15 protein-coding genes are annotated in these 17236 nt (G+C 66.7%); all 15 read right to left on the bottom strand.

The window, feature by feature from the left end; genetic code table 11:
• Nucleotides 1-52: 52 nt before the first annotated feature.
• Entirely contained in the window at nt 53-433 is a 381-nt protein-coding gene (locus AC6EUH_RS13185; protein WP_499738904.1) for an RNA polymerase-binding protein RbpA, read from the bottom strand.
• Between the two features lie 121 nt (nt 434-554).
• On the bottom strand, nt 555-812 hold the full coding sequence (gene secG / locus AC6EUH_RS13180; RefSeq protein WP_056433976.1) for a preprotein translocase subunit SecG: 258 nt from the start codon (nt 810-812) through the stop codon (nt 555-557).
• Nucleotides 813-861: 49 nt separating this feature from the next.
• Nucleotides 862-1677, bottom strand: coding sequence for a triose-phosphate isomerase (tpiA, locus tag AC6EUH_RS13175; protein ID WP_056433973.1), 816 nt, complete (start codon nt 1675-1677; stop codon nt 862-864).
• An 82-nt stretch (nt 1678-1759) separates the two neighbouring features.
• Entirely contained in the window at nt 1760-2986 is a 1227-nt protein-coding gene (locus AC6EUH_RS13170; protein WP_499738903.1) for a phosphoglycerate kinase, read from the bottom strand.
• Nucleotides 2987-2996: 10 nt separating this feature from the next.
• Nucleotides 2997-4007 carry a type I glyceraldehyde-3-phosphate dehydrogenase gene (gap, locus tag AC6EUH_RS13165; RefSeq protein WP_056433969.1) on the bottom strand — a complete coding sequence of 337 codons (1011 nt, stop codon included), beginning with the start codon at nt 4005-4007 and terminating at the stop codon, nt 2997-2999.
• A 287-nt stretch (nt 4008-4294) separates the two neighbouring features.
• The gene (locus AC6EUH_RS13160) at nt 4295-4918 is read right to left on the bottom strand and encodes a superoxide dismutase (RefSeq protein WP_056433967.1); all 624 of its coding nucleotides are present in this window, start codon (nt 4916-4918) and stop codon (nt 4295-4297) included.
• Between the two features lie 173 nt (nt 4919-5091).
• Complete coding sequence (gene whiA / locus AC6EUH_RS13155) at nt 5092-6072, bottom strand: DNA-binding protein WhiA (RefSeq protein ID WP_056433964.1); 981 nt, start codon at nt 6070-6072, stop codon at nt 5092-5094.
• Between the two features lie 10 nt (nt 6073-6082).
• Nucleotides 6083-7102: a gluconeogenesis factor YvcK family protein gene (locus AC6EUH_RS13150; RefSeq protein WP_056433961.1), complete on the bottom strand. Its 1020-nt coding sequence runs from the start codon at nt 7100-7102 to the stop codon at nt 6083-6085.
• Nucleotides 7102-8025, bottom strand: a complete 924-nt coding sequence (gene rapZ, locus AC6EUH_RS13145) for an RNase adapter RapZ (protein ID WP_056433957.1) — start codon at nt 8023-8025, stop codon at nt 7102-7104. The genes AC6EUH_RS13150 and rapZ overlap by 1 nt, the downstream gene beginning before the upstream one ends.
• 124 nt (nt 8026-8149) lie before the next feature.
• Entirely contained in the window at nt 8150-10183 is a 2034-nt protein-coding gene (gene uvrC / locus AC6EUH_RS13140; protein WP_056433955.1) for an excinuclease ABC subunit UvrC, read from the bottom strand.
• 134 nt (nt 10184-10317) lie between these two features.
• Nucleotides 10318-10986: a lysophospholipid acyltransferase family protein gene (locus AC6EUH_RS13135; RefSeq protein WP_056433952.1), complete on the bottom strand. Its 669-nt coding sequence runs from the start codon at nt 10984-10986 to the stop codon at nt 10318-10320.
• Nucleotides 10973-11779 (bottom strand): HAD hydrolase-like protein, encoded by an 807-nt coding sequence (locus tag AC6EUH_RS13130; protein ID WP_499738902.1) that lies wholly within the window; start codon nt 11777-11779, stop codon nt 10973-10975. The genes AC6EUH_RS13135 and AC6EUH_RS13130 overlap by 14 nt, the downstream gene beginning before the upstream one ends.
• A gap of 121 nt (nt 11780-11900) precedes the next feature.
• Entirely contained in the window at nt 11901-14741 is a 2841-nt protein-coding gene (gene uvrA / locus AC6EUH_RS13125; RefSeq protein WP_442853916.1) for an excinuclease ABC subunit UvrA, read from the bottom strand.
• A 229-nt stretch (nt 14742-14970) separates the two neighbouring features.
• Complete coding sequence (locus tag AC6EUH_RS13120; RefSeq protein ID WP_056433947.1) at nt 14971-15372, bottom strand: GntR family transcriptional regulator; 402 nt, start codon at nt 15370-15372, stop codon at nt 14971-14973.
• Nucleotides 15369-17132, bottom strand: coding sequence for an ABC transporter ATP-binding protein (locus tag AC6EUH_RS13115; protein ID WP_499738919.1), 1764 nt, complete (start codon nt 17130-17132; stop codon nt 15369-15371). Before AC6EUH_RS13115 ends, AC6EUH_RS13120 begins: the two co-directional genes overlap by 4 nt.
• Nucleotides 17133-17236 lie beyond the last annotated feature (104 nt).

The following is a 17236-nucleotide window of genomic DNA, read 5'->3' as shown; positions in this document are numbered from 1 at the left end:
CCTAGCCGCTGCGCTATCTTTCCGCGTTATCCCGCTGCGCTATCCCTCTGGGCTATCCCTCCGGGAAGATCCGGCGGGCCCGCAGCCTCTCGAGCGCTCCGGCCAGCACGTCTTCGGCGTCCTGGCTGGAGCGCCGTTCTTTAACGTACTCGAGGTGGCTCTTGAAGCCGTCCGCCGGTGTGTCCTCGAGGGCGAACTGCGCCTCGTCCCGGGTGGCCGTCCCGCCGCAGCGGCGGCAGTCCCAGACGCCGGGGATCTGGTCGTCGGGCAGTTGGGCGAACACCAGCGTGGTCTCATGGCCCTTGCCGCAGAGGTAAATGATGCGGATACGCGGGGTGCGGACAGCGGCGCCGTCGAGCGGTTCGTGGCGCGGCGCGGCCCCTTCGGTGGCTCCAACTCGGATGCCCCGGAAACCGGAGGCGGAATGCAGCATCGGGAACTCCTGGCTACTTGGCGGACGGAATGAGCGTGCAGTCAGCCACAGTGTAGTTCGGAGTTCCCGATGCCGGGAGGGCCACAAGGACCCGTTATGAAGTTTTTGAAAGACGGTGCAGCTAGGAGTCTCCGCCGCCACTGAACCGCATGATCAGGCCGAGGCCGATGATCACAAGGCCCCAGGTGACACCGAGAATGATCGTGAAGCGGTTGAGGTTGCGCTCGGCCACACCGGAGGAGCTAAGTCCGGAGCTCATGCCGCCGCCGAACATGTCGGACAGTCCGCCACCACGGCCCTTGTGGAGCAGAATGAGCAAGGTCAGCAGGAGGCTGGTGATCCCAAGGAGAACCTGCAGAATGACATGAAGAACGTCCACGACGGCCTTTCAGAAGATTTGGATTGCGGGGGCCACGACAGTGTCCGGACTAATCCGTCAGCAGGTGACTCTCGAACCTGACAATATTAGCAAACTCGGCGGCGTCCAGGCTGGCACCTCCGACAAGCAATCCGTCCACGTCGCGTTCCTTGAGGATCGACGCGGCGTTGTTGGCCTTGACCGAACCGCCGTAGAGGAGGCGGGTCTTGCCGGCGACATCCGCGCCGAAGAGAGTGGAGAGCTCGGCGCGGATGGCGGCGCACATTTCCTGGGCGTCCTCCGGGCCGGCGACTTCGCCGGTTCCGATGGCCCACACGGGCTCATAGGCGACGACGAGTTCGGCAGCCTGCTCAGCTGTGAGGCCCTCGACGCCGGCACGCAGCTGGGCGAGCGTGTGATCCACGTGGGTGCCGGCCTGGCGGATCTCCAGGCCTTCTCCGACGCACAGCACCGGAGTGATGCCGTGCCGGAAGGCTGCCTTCGTCTTGGCGTTCAGCACATCGTCCGACTCGTGATGGATGGTGCGGCGTTCGCTGTGGCCGACCAGGACGTAGCTGCAGCCGAGCTTGGCGAGGAACTGCCCGGAGATGTCGCCCGTGTAGGCACCCGAATCGAACTGGGAGAGGTCCTGGCCGCCGTAGACGATCTTCAGTTCATCGCCCTGGACCAGGGTCTGGACGCCGCGGAGATCGGTGAACGGCGGGAAGACGGCCACCTCCGCCCGGCTGTAGTCGTGCTTGGCGTCGGACAGGGTCCAGGCCAGTTTCTGCAGGAGGGTGATGCCTTGGACGTGGTCCATGTTCATCTTCCAGTTGCCCGCAATGAAGGGCGTGCGGTCGAATTTGCCGTTGGTTGACGTAGTCACGTGGTCTCCAAAAAGTTCGTAGCAGTGAAACAGCCGGCAGGGCGCCCGTGGTGGAACCGGGCGCCCTGCCGGCTGGAGGTATCTACCGGTCCAGGACGCTCAGGCCGGGGAGTTCCTTGCCTTCGAGGTACTCGAGGCTGGCCCCGCCGCCGGTGGAAATGTGCCCGAACTGGTCGTCGGCGAAGCCGAGGGTCCGGACCGCTGCGGCGGAGTCGCCGCCGCCCACAACGGTGAAAGCCGCTGTTTCGGTGAGCGCCTGCGCGATGGCCCGGGTGCCGGCGGCGAACGCCGCGAACTCAAAGACGCCCATGGGGCCGTTCCAGAACACCGTCTTGGCGCCCTTGATCCGGTCCGCGAAGGCAGCGGCCGACTCCGGACCGATGTCCAGGCCGATGCCCTGGCTTCCGAAGCTGCTGCCTTCGATCGCGTCGGCACGCACCGTTTCGTGGTCGGCGTCGGCGGCGAACTTGCTGGCCACGACGACGTCGGTGGGAACCACGAACTCAGTCCCGGCGTCCGCGGCGCGCTTGAGGTAGTCCTGGACAACGGGGATCTGGTCCTCTTCCAGCAGGCTGCCCGCCACCTTGTGGCCGGCGGCTGCGAGGAAGGTGAACAGCATGCCGCCGCCCACCAGGATGGTGTCTGCCTTGCCGATGAGGTTGTCGATCACCGCAAGCTTGTCGGAGACCTTGGAACCGCCCAGCACCACAACGTAGGGGCGCTGCGTGTCGGTGGTGAGCTTCCGCAGCACCTCGACCTCGGTGCGCACCAGATCGCCCTGGTAGGACGGCAGCCGCGTGGCGACGTCGTACACGCTGGCATGCTTGCGGTGCACGGCGCCGAAGGCGTCATCCACGAAGGCGCCGTTGCTGCCGGTCAGGGAAACCAGCTCGTCCGCGAACGCGCCGCGCTGGGCGTCGTCCTTGGATGTTTCCCGGGCGTCGAAGCGGACGTTTTCCAGGACCAGCACTTCGCCGTCCTGGAGCGCGGAGGCCAGTTCCTTGGCGGACTCGCCCACCGTGTCTTCGGCGAGGGAGACCTTGAACGAGGCAAGCTCCGCCAGCCGCGACGCGGCGGGCTTGAGCGAGTACTTGTCCTCAGGGGCGCCCTTGGGGCGGCCAAGGTGTGCTGTGACCAGCACGCGGGCACCGGCGTCCGTGAGCTTCGCCAGCACTGGCAGGGAGGCCTTGATGCGGCCGTCGTCAGTCACTGTAGAGCCGTCGAGCGGCACGTTCAGGTCACTTCTGACCAGAACGTACCGCCCGCGGACACCATCAGCGATCAGTTCGTTGAGGGTGTGGAATGTCATGAGTCTTACCCTAGCCCAGCTTGGCTGCGACGAGCTCCGTGAGGTCCACGAGGCGGTTGGAGTAGCCCCATTCGTTGTCATACCAGGAAACAACCTTGACCTGGTTGCCGATCACCTTGGTCAGGCCCGAGTCGAAGATGGACGAGGCCGGGTCACCGACGATGTCCGAGGAGACGATCGGCTCGTCGGTGTAAGTCAGCAGGCCCTTGAGCTCGGCGGACTCGGAGGCTGCCTTGAGGGCGGCGTTGACTTCCTCGACGGTGGTTTCGCGGGAGACGGTAACGGTCAGGTCCGTTGCGGAACCGGTGGGGACGGGAACGCGGATGGCGTAGCCGTCCAGCTTGCCCTTCAGTTCCGGCAGGACCAGGCCGATTGCCTTGGCCGCACCGGTGGAGGTGGGGACCATGTTGATGGCGGCGGCACGGGCGCGGCGGAGGTCCTTGTGCGGGCCGTCCTGCAGGTTCTGGTCGGCCGTGTACGCGTGGATGGTGGTCATCAGGCCGCGCTCGATGCCGAAGGCGTCGTTGACCACCTTGGCCAGCGGGCCGAGGCAGTTGGTGGTGCAGGAGGCGTTGGAGATGATGTGGTGCGCGGCGGGGTCGTAGAGCCCGTCGTTGACGCCCATCACGATCGTGATGTCCTCATCAGAGGCGGGGGCGGAGATCAGGACCTTCTTGGCGCCGGCATCGATGTGCTTCTGCGCGTCGGCGGCCTTCGTGAAGAAACCGGTGGATTCGATGACAATGTCAACGCCGAGCTCGCCCCAGGGCAGCTTGGCCGGATCGCGCTCGGCGAGGACCTTGACGGTCTTTCCGTCGACGACGATGTTGCCGTCCTTGACCTCGATCGTCTCCTGCAGGCGCCCGCCCACGGAGTCGTACTTGAAGAGGTGGGCCAGTGCTTCCGGGCTGGTGAGGTCGTTGACGGCCACGATCTCAAGGTCTGCCCCCTGGGCAAGTGCGGCGCGGAAGTAGTTGCGGCCAATACGGCCGAAGCCGTTGATACCAATACGGGTGGTCACGTTTTCAGTCTCCTTGGTGCTTTGCAAGCACGACTAGTTGAGAAGGCGCTCAAGCCAACTAACAGATCCCGCACGCCATTGGGCAGAGATGATTAACAGATCGGAGGGCGACCAGCCACATTGCTGAAGGCTAACCGCCTTCCGTGACCTATCTTACGTTTAACTTGGTCTGCCCCCGCAAGTGCGGGGGCAGACCGTCCACTATTCGAGCCTCACGGCGGCAAATGTGAGCTTTGTTACGTTCCGGTTTCCGGCGGCACACTCTGGGAGCCGCCGCCCATGGCGTTTTAGAGCGTGATGAGGCCGGTGGCGTTCTTGCGGGCGGCGTCAAAGCGCTTGGCGACGTCGGCCCAGTTGACGATGTTCCAGAAAGCCTTGACGTAGTCGGCCTTGACGTTGACGTAGTCCAGGTAGAAGGCGTGCTCCCACATGTCCAGCATCAGCAGCGGGGTGGTGCCCACCGCGACGTTGCCCTGCTGATCGTAGAGCTGCTCGATCACGAGGTTGCCGCCGATGGGCTCGTAGGCCAGGAACGCCCAGCCGGATCCCTGCAGGGCGAGGGCCGCTGCGCTGAAGTGCGCGCGGAACGCGTCGAAGGAGCCGAACGCGTCGTCGATGGCTGCTGCCAGTTCGCCTTCGGGCTTGTCGCCGCCGTCCGGGGAGAGGTTGTTCCAGAACACCGAGTGGTTGACGTGGCCGCCGGTGTGGAACGCCAGATCCTTGGAGAGGCGGTTGATGTTGGCGAAATCGCCCTTGTCGCGGGCTTCGGCCAGCTGCGCCAGTGCGTTGTTGGCGCCTGCGACGTACGCGGCGTGGTGCTTGCTGTGGTGCAGCTCCATGATCCGCGCGGAAATGTGCGGTTCCAGTGCGGCGTAGTCATAGCTGAGATCGGGCAGTACGTACTCGGTCACAAAATCCTCCAATGTCGTGGACTGGTTGTCCGTTTTGATAACTCTCGGATTATGCATCCGGATGTTGTGGCACCCGGAAGTCTCTGGATCGGAATCCAGTGGGAATAGCCTCCAGTCCCCCCGAGGTATTCCCGCCGGCCCGATCTGATTCTGCAGATGTTTCCAGTGTGAGGCTACTCGTCCAGCATTTCCGGCGTCACATTGGCCTCCGTGCCGGGGATGCCGAGGTCCTGGGCGCGTTTGTCCGCCATTGCCAGCAGGCGGCGGATCCGCCCCGCGATGGCGTCCTTTGTCATGATCGGGTCCGCGAGGCGGCCAAGCTCGTCCAGGCTCGCCTGTTTGTGCGCCACGCGGAGTTCGCCGGCGTACTTCAGGTGGTCCGGGACGTCATCGCCGAGGATCTCCAGGGCACGATCCACGCGCGCGCCGGCAGCGACGGCGGCCTGCGCAGAACGCCGAAGGTTGGCGTCGTCGAAGTTGGCCAGCCGGTTCGCGGTGGCGCGGACTTCCTTGCGCATCCGCCGCTCTTCCCACACCATGAGCGCGTCGTGGGCGCCCATCCGGGTCAGCAGGGCGGCGATCGTGTCCCCGTCACGGATGACAACACGGTCCACTCCCCTGACCTCGCGGGCCTTGGCCTGGATGCCGAGGCGGCGGGCCGCCCCGACGAGGGCCAGGGCCGACTCGGGGCCCGGGCACGTGACCTCCATGGCGGAGGACCGGCCGGGCTCGGTGAGGGAACCGTGGGCCAGGAAGGCGCCGCGCCAGACGGCCTCGGCGTCGGCGGCGGAACCGTTCACCACCACCGAGGGCAGGCCACGGACCGGGCGTCCCCGGGCGTCCAGCAGGCCGGTCTGGCGGGCGAGGGCCTCGCCGTCGCGCACCACCCGGACCACGTAGCGGCTGCCGCGGCGCAGGCCGCCGCCGGACACGACGATGATTTCACTCTGGTGCCCGTAGACCTCGGCGATGGCGGCGCGCAGCCGCCGCGCGGTCGAGGCGAGGTCCACCTCGGCCTCGATCACGATCCGACCGGAGATGATGTGCAGTCCCCCGGCGAAGCGAAGCATGGCGGACACTTCAGCCTTGCGGACCGAGGACTTCTTGATGTCCAGCCGGGAAAGTTCTTCCTTGACTGATGCTGTCAGTGCCATGGCACCTTTCCTACCTGTTCCCGAAAATGTCGTGGTACGCCGTTGCCAGACGCAGCGGGTCGTGGATCGGCCGGCGGCTCGACGCCCCCACTTTACCCAACACCACCTCGGCACCGAGCATCCCGGCCGCCTGCTCGAAGTCGGCGAGGTCGGTCACGGACGCCGGATCGGCCAGGACGACGTCGATTGTGAAGTCCGGCGCATAGTCCCTGAGCACCCGCAGATGGTCCGCGGCCGACATTCCAAGGGTCTCCTTGGTGTCCGTGGCGAGGTTCATAGTGAGGCAGCGGCGGGCGGCCGTGTTGCAGAGCGCTTGGCGCATTTCCGGCAGCAGCAGGTGCGGGAGCACGGACGTGTACCAGGACCCGGGTCCCAGGATGACCCAGTCCGCCAGTTCGATGGCGGTGAGCGCCTCGATGCAGGCCGGCGCGTCCTCGGGAAGCAGCCGGACGCTCTCGAGCGTGCCGGCAACAGCGCATTTCGCCTGGCCGGCGATAGTCTGCAGCGCCGAGCTGCCGTCGGGGGCAGTGACGCGGACCTGGCCCTCGATGGTCAGGGGGACACTGGACATCGGCAGGACCTCACCGCGGGCACCGAGCAGCGCACCGGCCCATTTCAGGCCGGCGACGGTGTCGCCCAGGAGCTCCCAGAGCGTCACGATCAGCAGGTTGCCCATGGCGTGTTCATCGAGGGAACCGCCGCGGCCCTTGCCGGGTGTGAAGCGGTGCTGCATAACATCACGCCAGGTGCGGCCCCAGTCCGTGTCATCGCACAGCGCGGAGAGCGCCATCCGGAGGTCGCCGGGCGGCAGGACGCCGTACTCCTCGCGCAGCCGTCCCGAGGAGCCGCCGTCGTCCGCGACTGTGACGACGGCGGTCAGCTCGGTGGTGAGCAGGCGCAGCGCCGACAGGGAGGCGGAGAGTCCGTGCCCGCCGCCGAGCGCGACGACGGACGGACCTTTGTCCTGCTGGCTGGCCAGGACCGCACTGGCCGGCGGAACGAGCGGCAGCGGACCGGTGAGCAGCGCCATTATTCGCGGCCCAGGTCCCGGTGGGTGGTGGTCACGGTGACGCGCGGGTACTGCGCCAGCCGGCGGGACAGTTCGACGGCGACGGCGACGGAGCGGTGCTTGCCGCCGGTGCAGCCGACGGCGATGGTGGCGTAGTGCTTGTTCTCCCGGCGGTAGCCTTCCAGGACCGGTTCGAGTGCCAGCACGTAGCGTTCCACGAAGTTGCTGACGCCCTCGGCCTCCAGTACATAGTCGCTGACGTCCTGGTCCAGCCCGGTGTGCGGGCGGAGGGCCGGAACCCAGTGCGGGTTGGGGATGAAGCGGGCGTCGGCGACGAAGTTGGCGTCCACGGGCAGCCCGTACTTAAAGCCGAAGCTCATGACGTTGAGGCGGAGGGCCACGGGACCGGTCTCGCTGAACAGTTCGGTGATCGCGGTGGCGAGTCCGTGGACGTTCAGCGAGGACGTGTCCAGCACGATGTCGGCGGAGGTGCGCAGTTCGTGGAGCAGTTCGCGTTCGGCGGCGATGCCGTCGAGGATCCTGCCGCCGCCCTGCAGCGGGTGGGGGCGCCGGCCCTGCTCGAAACGCCGGACCAGGACGCCGTCGTCCGCGTCAAGGAACAATACGCGGAAGCCGACGCCGCTTGCTTCAAGATTGCGGAGGGCGGCGCGGATGTCAGCGAAGAGTTCCTTGCTGCGGACGTCCATCACGACGGCGAGTTTGGACATGGAACCCGGCGCGTGGGACACGATTTCCGCAAGCGTGCCGAGCATCTGCGGGGGGAGGTTTTCCACGACGTACCAGCCGTGGTCTTCCAAGGCGTCCGCTGCAGTGCTCCGGCCGGCTCCCGACATGCCCGTCACTACGAGCAGTTCGGCCTCGACGGGTTTGACCGGTGTCATACCGTCCGTGTCCGTCCCGGATCCTGCCGTCGACTCTGCCATCAGTGAAGCCCCGTTCTGCTGTGCTGTTGCGCGGTGATCCCGCCGGGCGGAGGTTGCGGTGCGAATGCCTGCCGCGGATGCCGTTTACCCAAGTCCTTACCCTAGCTAAGTTTGCCGGTGCTAGCTAAGTCTCGAGGATTTCGCCGGTGGTCATGTTGATGGCGGGGACGGTGGCGGCGTCGCCGTCGTCGTCGGTGAAGTGCCGGACAATCGCCGCGGCCAGGGACGGCCCGATGCCCTTGGCGCCGGTGAGTTCCTCCACACTGGCCGTTTTGATGCTTTTGACCGAGCCGAACCGGGCCAGCAGGGCTTTGCGCTTGGATTCCCCGAGGCCGGGAACTCCGTCCAGCGCGGATACCGTCATCGCCTTGCCGCGTTTCTGCCGGTGGAAGGAGATCGCGAAGCGGTGGGCCTCGTCGCGGATGCGCTGCAACAGGTACAGCCCGGCCGAGGCCCGCGGCAGGATCACCGGGAAGTCGCTGTCCGGCAGCCAGACCTCCTCGAGGCGTTTGGCGAGCCCGACGACGTAGACATCCTCGATGCCCAGTTCGGCCAGCGCGCGGGCGGCGGCGTTGACCTGGGGCTTGCCGCCGTCGACCACCACGAGGTTGGGCGGGTAAGCGAACTTGGTCCGCGGCGCCGGGGTGGTGGTGTCGGCCACAGTGGTGGTGGCAGGAGTGCCGGCGACGGCAGCGTCCGCGGCGGCGTTGAGCATGGCCTGGTGGCCGGGCTGCCGGGCGGCGTCGGCCTGGACCGACTGCTCCTGCAGGTAGTTCCGGAAGCGCCGGGTCAGCACGTCGTGCATGGCTGCGGTGTCGTCGTTGGCGGCGGCGCCCGTGACAGAGAACTTCCGGTAGTCGGACTTCTTCGGCAGGCCGTCCTCGACCACCACCATGGAACCGACCACGTTGGTGCCCTGGACGTGCGAGATGTCGAAGCATTCGATCCGCAGCAGCGCGACCGGCAGTTCCAAGGCCTCCTGCAGTTCCTGGAGCGCCTGGGACCTCATGGTCAGATCGCCGGCGCGCCGGGATTTGTGCAGCTTAAGGGCGTGCTCGGCGTTGTCCCGGACGGTGGACAGGAGTGCGGCCTTGTCGCCGCGGCGGGGCACCCGGATGTCCACGCGGGCTCCGCGCAGCCCGCTGAGCCAGAGCCCCAGTTCCCCGGCGTTGCTGGGCTCCACCGGGACAAGAACCTCCCGCGGCAGCCTGCCTTCGAGGCCTGCTTCCTCGCCATAGACCTGCTGGAGCAGGTGTTCAACGAGATCCGGGGTGGTGGTGTCCTCGACCTTTTCGACCACCCAGCCGCGCTGGCCGCGGATCCGGCCGCCCCGGACGTGGAAGACCTGCACGGCGGCTTCGAGTTCGTCCTCGTGCAGGGCGAAGACGTCGGCGTCCGTGCCCTCGGCCAGGACGACGGCGTTGCGTTCGAAGACCTTCTTGAGCGCGACGATGTCGTCACGGATCCGCGCGGCCCGCTCGTAGTCCAATTCCGCCACGGCGGCGGCCATGTCCTTTTCCAGCCGGGTGACGAACGGCTTGGCCTCACCGCCCATGAACGTGCAGAAATCCTCGGCCAGTGCGCGGTGGTCCTCGGCGGAGATGCGCCCGACGCACGGCGCGGCGCACTTGTCGATGTAGCCGAGCAGGCAGGGCCTGCCGCTGGCTTCGGCCCGTTTCAGGACACCGGCGCTGCAGCTGCGGACCGGGAAGACGCGCAGCAGGGTGTCCATGGTGTCCCGGATGGCCCCGGCGGTGTAGGGGCCGAAATAGCGGGTGCCCTTGCGGCGATCCCCGCGCAGGACCTGGACCCGGGGGTACTTCTCCCCCATGGAGACGGCGAGGTAGGGGTAGCTCTTGTCATCCCGGAACATCACATTGAAACGGGGCTTGAATTCCTTGATCCAGGTGTATTCAAGCTGCAGCGACTCGAGCTCGCTGCCGACGACGGTCCACTCGACGCTGCTGGCCGTGTGGACCATTGCATAGGTTTTGGGAAGCAGCCCCGCCGGGTTGGCGAAGTACGAGTTCAGCCGCGAACGGAGGTTCTTGGCCTTGCCGACGTAGATGACCCGCCCGTGCGGGTCCCGGAAGCGGTACACGCCCGGATTGGTCGGAATTTCACCGGTCTGGGGCCGGTAGCTCGCTGGATCTGCCACACACCAAGTCTACTGAGCGTGCAGCCATGCCCCGGACAGTTAAGCCCCGGGCCGTGTTTTCCGGGCACTGCGTTCCGGGCAGTGTGTCCAGGGCAGTGCTGCTGCCGGTGCCTGGGCCGTGTCGGGGAGTGACGCTAGTCGGTGGCTTTGCTCTGGTTGTAGCTTGTGGAGCGTTCCTGGCCGCTGAGCCCGGCGATGGCGTCCATGATCCGGTCCGTGGCCTGGCGGCGCGCGGGGAGGGAATGGTCCGGCCCGGTCTTGTCAAAGTAGAGCGGCTCTCCGACCTTCATGGTGAAGTGCTGCGGCTTGACCGATTTGCTGTCCGCGGGCTGCAGGTTTTCGGTGCCGATCAGCCCCACTGGGATCACGGGCGCGCCCGTGGTCAGGGCCAGCCAGCCCACGCCGGTGCGGCCGCGGTAGAGGATGCCGTCCCGCGAGCGGGTGCCTTCCGGGTAGATGCCCACGCCTTTGCCGGAGTCGAGGATTTCCAGCAGGGTCTTGAGCGCCTGAACGCTGGCGGCCTGCTCGCCGCGTTCCACCGGGATGGATCCGACCGCTTCGAAGAAGGACTTCATCACCTTGCCCTTGACGCCGCCGGTGGTGAAATACTCCGCCTTGGCGAAGAAGGCCACGGGGCGCGGCATCAGCGCCTGCACGATCACACTGTCGAGGAAGGACAGGTGGTTGGGTGCCACAATGAACGGGCCCTCCTTGGGCACGTTCTCCAGTCCGATGACCGTGGGCCGGCAGGTCGAGGACACAAGGCCCCGCGTGGTCCAGCGGATTGCATCAAACATTGCCATCGGTGTGCACCTCGTCTTCGGCTTCGGTCGTAAGGTCCGGATTCGCTGTCTTGGGACTCACAGCGCCGGGATTCGCGGCCACGGAATTCACTGCGTTGCTGTGGACGGCGTCCCGCCGCGCAATGGTCTCGTGCAGGGCCAGGCTGCTGTGCACGATCTCCACGGCGCCCGCCGCGTCCAGTTCCCCGTCTGGAGCAAAACCCCAGCCTACGCCGATGCAGTCGAGGCCGTTGGCAGCTGCTCCGGCCACGTCCTGTGCGCGGTCCCCCACCATAACGGCATGCTGCGTGTCCAGGCCGTGGTGCGTCGAAAGGTCCGCCAGGGCAGCGGCCACGATCCCGGCCTTCCCCGAAGGCGCTCCGGCCGCTGCTGCCTCGTCCGCGGCCGAGCCGCGGATCGTATGGAACATGGAGGCAATGCCGTGGTGCTCCAGGACAGTCCGGGCGATGCCTTCGGGCTTCTGGGTGGCCACGGCAATCGGCCGTCCGGCGTCGACGAAGGCTTCCAGCAGGGCGCGGATCCCCGGATAGAGCCGGCTCTGGGCAATGCCGGTCGCGAGGTAGTGCGCGCGGTAGATCCGGATGGCGTCGTCGAGCTGATCGGCCGGGACCCCGGCGATGTCCGTGAGGGAATGGCTGAGCTTCGGTCCGATCATGGCGTCCATCCGGGACTTGCCGGGAACGCCGAGTCCGAGCTCCGTGAGGGCCGCTGCGATTCCGTCGGTTATTCCACCGGCCGGATCGACAAGAGTGCCGTCCAGGTCGAAGATCACGGGCACTGTTGTTTGGGTCACCGGCCTAGTTTCTCACGACTGAACGGATGCCAGAAACTCGCATGCCCCAGCGGGAATATGTCGACGCCCGGCAGGCCGGTGCATCCGCGGCAGGCTCCGCGGTGCACCGGGCCCGCACCTTTCAGCCCAGGATGTCGGCCAGGAACGCTGCCGTGTGGCTTTCTGTCGACTTTGCGACCTGTTCGGGCGTGCCCGAAGCGACAATGCGACCGCCGCCGGAGCCGCCGTCGGGACCCAGATCGACGATCCAGTCCGCACTCTTGATGACATCGAGGTTGTGCTCGATGGTGATGACCGTGTTGCCCTTTTCCACGAGGCCCTGGAGGACCAGGAGCAGCTTCCGGATGTCCTCGAAGTGCAGGCCCGTGGTGGGCTCGTCCAGCACGTAGACGCTACGGCCGTTGGAACGCTTCTGCAGCTCCGCGGCGAGCTTGACGCGCTGCGCCTCGCCGCCGGAGAGCGTCGTGGCGGGCTGGCCCAGCCGGACGTAACCGAGGCCGACGTCGACGAGGGTCCGGAGGTGCCGGGCGATCGGTGAGAAGGCCGCGAAGAACTCCGCGCCTTCCTCGATGGGCATGTTCAGGACATCGGCGATCGTCTTGCCCTTGTAGTGGACTTCCAGCGTTTCGCGGTTGTACCGGGCGCCGTGGCACACCTCGCAGGGCACGTAGACGTCCGGCAGGAAGTTCATTTCGATCTTCAGCGTGCCGTCGCCGGAGCACGCCTCGCAGCGGCCGCCCTTGACGTTGAAGGAGAACCGCCCCGGCAGGTAGCCGCGGACCTTTGCCTCGGTCGTTTCGGCGAAGAGCTTGCGGATGTTGTCAAAGACACCCGTGTAGGTCGCCGGGTTGGACCGCGGGGTCCGGCCGATCGGGCTTTGGTCGACGTGGACCACCTTGTCGAGGTGCTCGAGGCCCTTGATCGACTTGTGCCGCCCCGCCACCTGCTTGGCGCCGTTGAGCTTGTTGGCGAGGACCTTGTAGAGGATCTCATTGACCAGGGTGGACTTGCCGGAGCCGCTGACGCCGGTCACCGCGGTGAACAGCCCCAGCGGGAAGGTGGCATCCACGTTCAGGAGGTTGTTCTCCTTGGCGCCCACGACCTTGAGCTCGCGCTTCTTGTCGTACTTGCGGCGCTTCTTGGGGATCTCGATCTGTTTCCGGCCGGAGAGATAGTCGCCCGTGAGGGACTCGGTGTTCTCCAGCAGCTCTTTGTAGGAACCCGAGTGCACCACCATGCCGCCGTGTTCGCCGGCTCCCGGTCCGATGTCCACCACCCAGTCGGCTTCCTGGATGGTGTCCTCGTCGTGTTCGACCACGATCAGGGTGTTACCGAGGTCCCGGAGCCGGGTGAGGGTCTCGATCAGGCGTCGGTTGTCCCGCTGGTGGAGCCCGATGGACGGTTCGTCCAGGACGTACAGCACGCCAACGAGGCCGGAGCCGATCTGGGTGGCCAGCCGGATGCGCTGCGCTTCGCCGCCGGACAGCGTGCCGGACGGGCGTTCCAGGTTCAGGTACTCCAGGCCGACGTCGAGCAGGAAGGTCAGGCGGGCCTGGATCTCCTTGAGGACCTGGTTCGCGATCTGGGCTTCACGGCCGGTGAGGACGAGGTTGTCCAGGAAGTGGGCGCATTCGCGCATCGGCAGGGCGGCGACGGCGGCGATGGACTTGCCGTTGATCAGCACCGAGAGCGACGCTGGGTTCAGGCGCGCGCCGTTGCAGGCCGGGCACGGGATCTGCCGCATGTATTCCTCGTAGCGGTCGCGGGCAGAGTCCGAATCCGTTTCAAGGTGTTTGCGGTGGACGTACTGGATGACGCCCTCGAAGCCGGTGCTGTATTTGCGTTCCCGGCCGAAGCGGTTGCGGTACTGCACCACCACTTTGTGGTCCTTGCCGTGCAGCACGGTCTGGCGGATGTCCTCGGAGAGCTTGTCCCACGGGGTGGTCATCGAGAAGCCGAGTTCCTTGGCGAGCCCGCCAAGCAACCGGTTCCAGTACTCGGTGGTGGCGGTGCCGAGGGACCACGGTGCGATGGCCCCCTCCGCGAGGGACAGTTCCCCGTTGGGGATGATGAGTTCCTCGTCAACCTCCAGCTTGGTGCCGATGCCGCTGCAGGCGGAGCAGGCGCCGAAGGGGTTGTTGAAGGAAAAGGACCGGGGTTCGATCTCGTCGATCGCGAGCGGGTGCTCGTTGGGGCAGGCAAGGTGCTCGGAGAAAGCCCTGATCCGTTCGGGATCGTCGGCGTCGAGGTCGACGAACTCGGCGAGGATCCGCCCTTCGGCCAGGCCCAAGGCGGTTTCCACCGAGTCGGTGAGGCGCTGGCTGATGCCTTCCTTGACCACCAGGCGGTCCACCACCACTTCAATGGTGTGCTTGAACTGCTTACCGAGCTTGGGGGGATCGCTCAGCTGGATCAGCTTGTCATCGACCCGGGCCCGCGAATAGCCCTTGGCGGTGAGTTCCTTGAAAAGTTCAACGAATTCGCCCTTGCGGCCGCGGACCACCGGGGCAAGCACCTGGAAGCGGGTTCCCTCCGGCAGTTCCAGCAGTTGGTCCACGATCTGCTGCGGTGTCTGCTTGGTGACGGGCTCGCCGCACACGGGGCAGTGCGGGCGGCCGACACGGGCCCACAGGAGGCGCATGTAGTCGTAGATTTCCGTGATGGTGCCCACGGTGGAGCGCGGGTTCTTGCTGGTGGATTTCTGGTCGATGGACACCGCGGGCGAGAGGCCCTCGATGAAGTCGACGTCGGGCTTGTCCACCTGGCCCAGGAACTGCCGGGCGTAGGCGGAGAGCGACTCGACGTAGCGGCGCTGGCCCTCGGCGAAGATGGTGTCGAACGCGAGTGATGACTTGCCCGAGCCGGAGAGGCCGGTGAAGACGATCATGGAGTCGCGCGGCAGGTCCAGATCCACGTTGCGCAGGTTGTGTTCGCGCGCGCCCTTGACCACAAGCCGGGACATGTCCGGGCGTGTCACCGCCGGGCGGGATTCGGCTCCGCGGCCCGGTTTTGCGGACGCCGGTTTCGCGGGGGCATCAACGGTGGCCGGGGCATGAACGGCGGGGGCATCAACGGCTGGATCTTCAGCTACGGCTTTAGGCACGCTACCAATGCTAATCGAAAACTTCTTCGAATATCCATTCCCGGCTGTGTCCCGCGCCGGAGAACGCAGGCCGATATGTTAGCGGGGGCTACTCGCGGTCGTACGCCGCGGCGAGCAGCTGCACGGCCTCGGCGAAGCTGGCACCCTGGGCCTTGGCCGCGGCGGCGAAATCGGCGGCGGCAGCGGAAAGTGAGCTCCAGGCCTCGTCCCGGGCGCACACCACCGTCCCGTTCCGGCCCCGGGTCAGCACGACGCCGGCGGCCTCCAGTTCCTTGTAGGCGCGCGCCACGGTGTGGGGCGCGACGCCCAGCTCGCCGGCGAGGTTCCGGACGGCGGGGAGCTTGGTCCCGGGGGCCAGGGTCCCGTTGTCAGCGCGTTCGATGATGTTGAGCCGGAGCTGCTCAAACAGGGGCACGGTGCTGCCGGGATTCGGCCGCCAGGAGCCGGGAAACGGTGTTGCCGATGTTGCTGGTGTTTCGGTGGGGCTCACTGTCCGGGCTCCTGGTCACGTTGGGGCTGTTCGCGGCGGGCGAACTGCGCCTCGTAGAGTTTAAGGTAGTGCCCGCCCTTTGCCATCAGCTGCTGATGGGTCCCCTGCTCAACAATCCGTCCTTGGTCCATGACCAGAATTAGATCAGCGTCCCGGACGGTGGACAAACGATGGGCAATGACGAAGCTCGTGCGACCCTGCCTGAGCCGTTGCATCGCCTGCCGGATCTGCACTTCGGTGCGGCTGTCAACGGAGCTTGTGGCCTCATCGAGGACCAGGATGCTGCGCCCGGCCAGTTGCGCCCTGGCGATGGAGATCAGCTGGCGCTGGCCGCGGCTCAGCGAGTCGCCGTCGTTGCCGAGCATCGTGGCGTAGCCACCGGGCAGGGCACGGACGAACTGGTCCACGTGGCTGGCGCGCGCAGCGGCTACGATCTCGGCGTCGCCTGCGCCGGGGCAGCCGTACTCGATGTTGTCCCGGATGCTGCCGCTGAACAGCCAGGCGTCCTGCATCACGGTGCCGAACTTGGCCCGCAGGGTATCCCGCGGCAGATCCGTGATGTCCGTGCCGTCGACCCTGATCCGTCCGGAGTCGAGTTCGTAGAACCGCATCAGCAAGTTCACGACGGTGGTTTTGCCGGCGCCGGTGTGGCCTACCACCGCCACGGTCTGCCCGGGTTCCACGGTGAAGGACAGGTCCCGGACCGCCGGGGCAGCCGGGCTGTAGCCGAAGGTGACGTGTTCAAAGGCGACCCGGCCGGCGGTGCCGGCCGGCGCGGCGGCGCTGCCGGGGCCGGGACGGGTGCCTGGCGCGGCTTCGGGGCCCATTGCGGGCTCCCCCGGGATTTCCGGGGCGTCCAGGAGTTCGAAGACCCGCCCGGCCGAGGCGAGGCACGACTGCATGAGGGTCAGCATGCCGCCGATCTGGCCCATTGGCTGGCTGAAGAGCCGGCTGAACTGGATGAAGGCCTGGAGGCCGCCGATGGTCATGGCGCCGGCCAGGACCTGGAGTGCCCCGACGACGGCGACGGCGACGTAGTTGAGGTTGGACACGAAGACCATGAGGGGCTGCACCACGCCGGACACGTACTGCGCGCGGGCGCTGGCACGGCACAGTTTGTCGTTGCCGTCCTTGAACCGGGACGCGGCCGTCTCCTGCCGCCCGAAGGCCTTGAGGACCTCGTGGCCGGTGAAGAACTCCTCCAGCTGTGCGTGCAGCTCGCCCGTGCTCCCCCACTGCTCGGTGAAGTGGGCCTGGGATTTCCTGGCCACAAGGACGGTGATGAGCGTGGACACCGGGACGGAGACCAGCGCGATCAGGGCCAGGACCGGCGACAGCCACAGCATCATGGCCAGCGCCGCGGACAGCATCAGCAGCGACATGATCAGCTGGTTGAGCAGCTGGTTGAGGGCCTGGGCGATGTTGTCAACGTCGTTTGTGGCGCGGCTCAGCACGTCCCCGCGGTGTTGTTCGTCAAAATGGCGGGACGGGAGGACATGCAGCTTCTCCTCCACGGAGGCCCGCAGCCCGTAGCTCAGCCGCTGCACGGCGACGGCGGTCAGGGCGCCCTGGATCCAGCTGAAAAAGGAGGCCCCCAGATATATGATGGACACTCCCGCCAGCAGCGCGGCGAGTTCCTCCTCGTTGAAGGAACCCCCGACCACACCGGCAACCACGACGTCGGTGGCGTCGCCCAGGAGTTTCGGTGCCGCCACGTTGAGCACCACAAACGCGGACGTTGCGGCGATGACGCCGGCCATCCGCCACGCCGACGGCCGCAGCAGACCGAGCAGCCGCCCGGCGGTCCGCCAGCGGAACCGGCCGCCCGTCGGTGCCTCCTCTTGGGGCACCACCGGGAGGGCCT

The organism is Arthrobacter sp. 001422645 (assembly GCF_059816125.1).
Note: the sequence above shows the minus strand (reverse complement) of the source record. Positions and strands in the feature narration are given on the sequence as shown.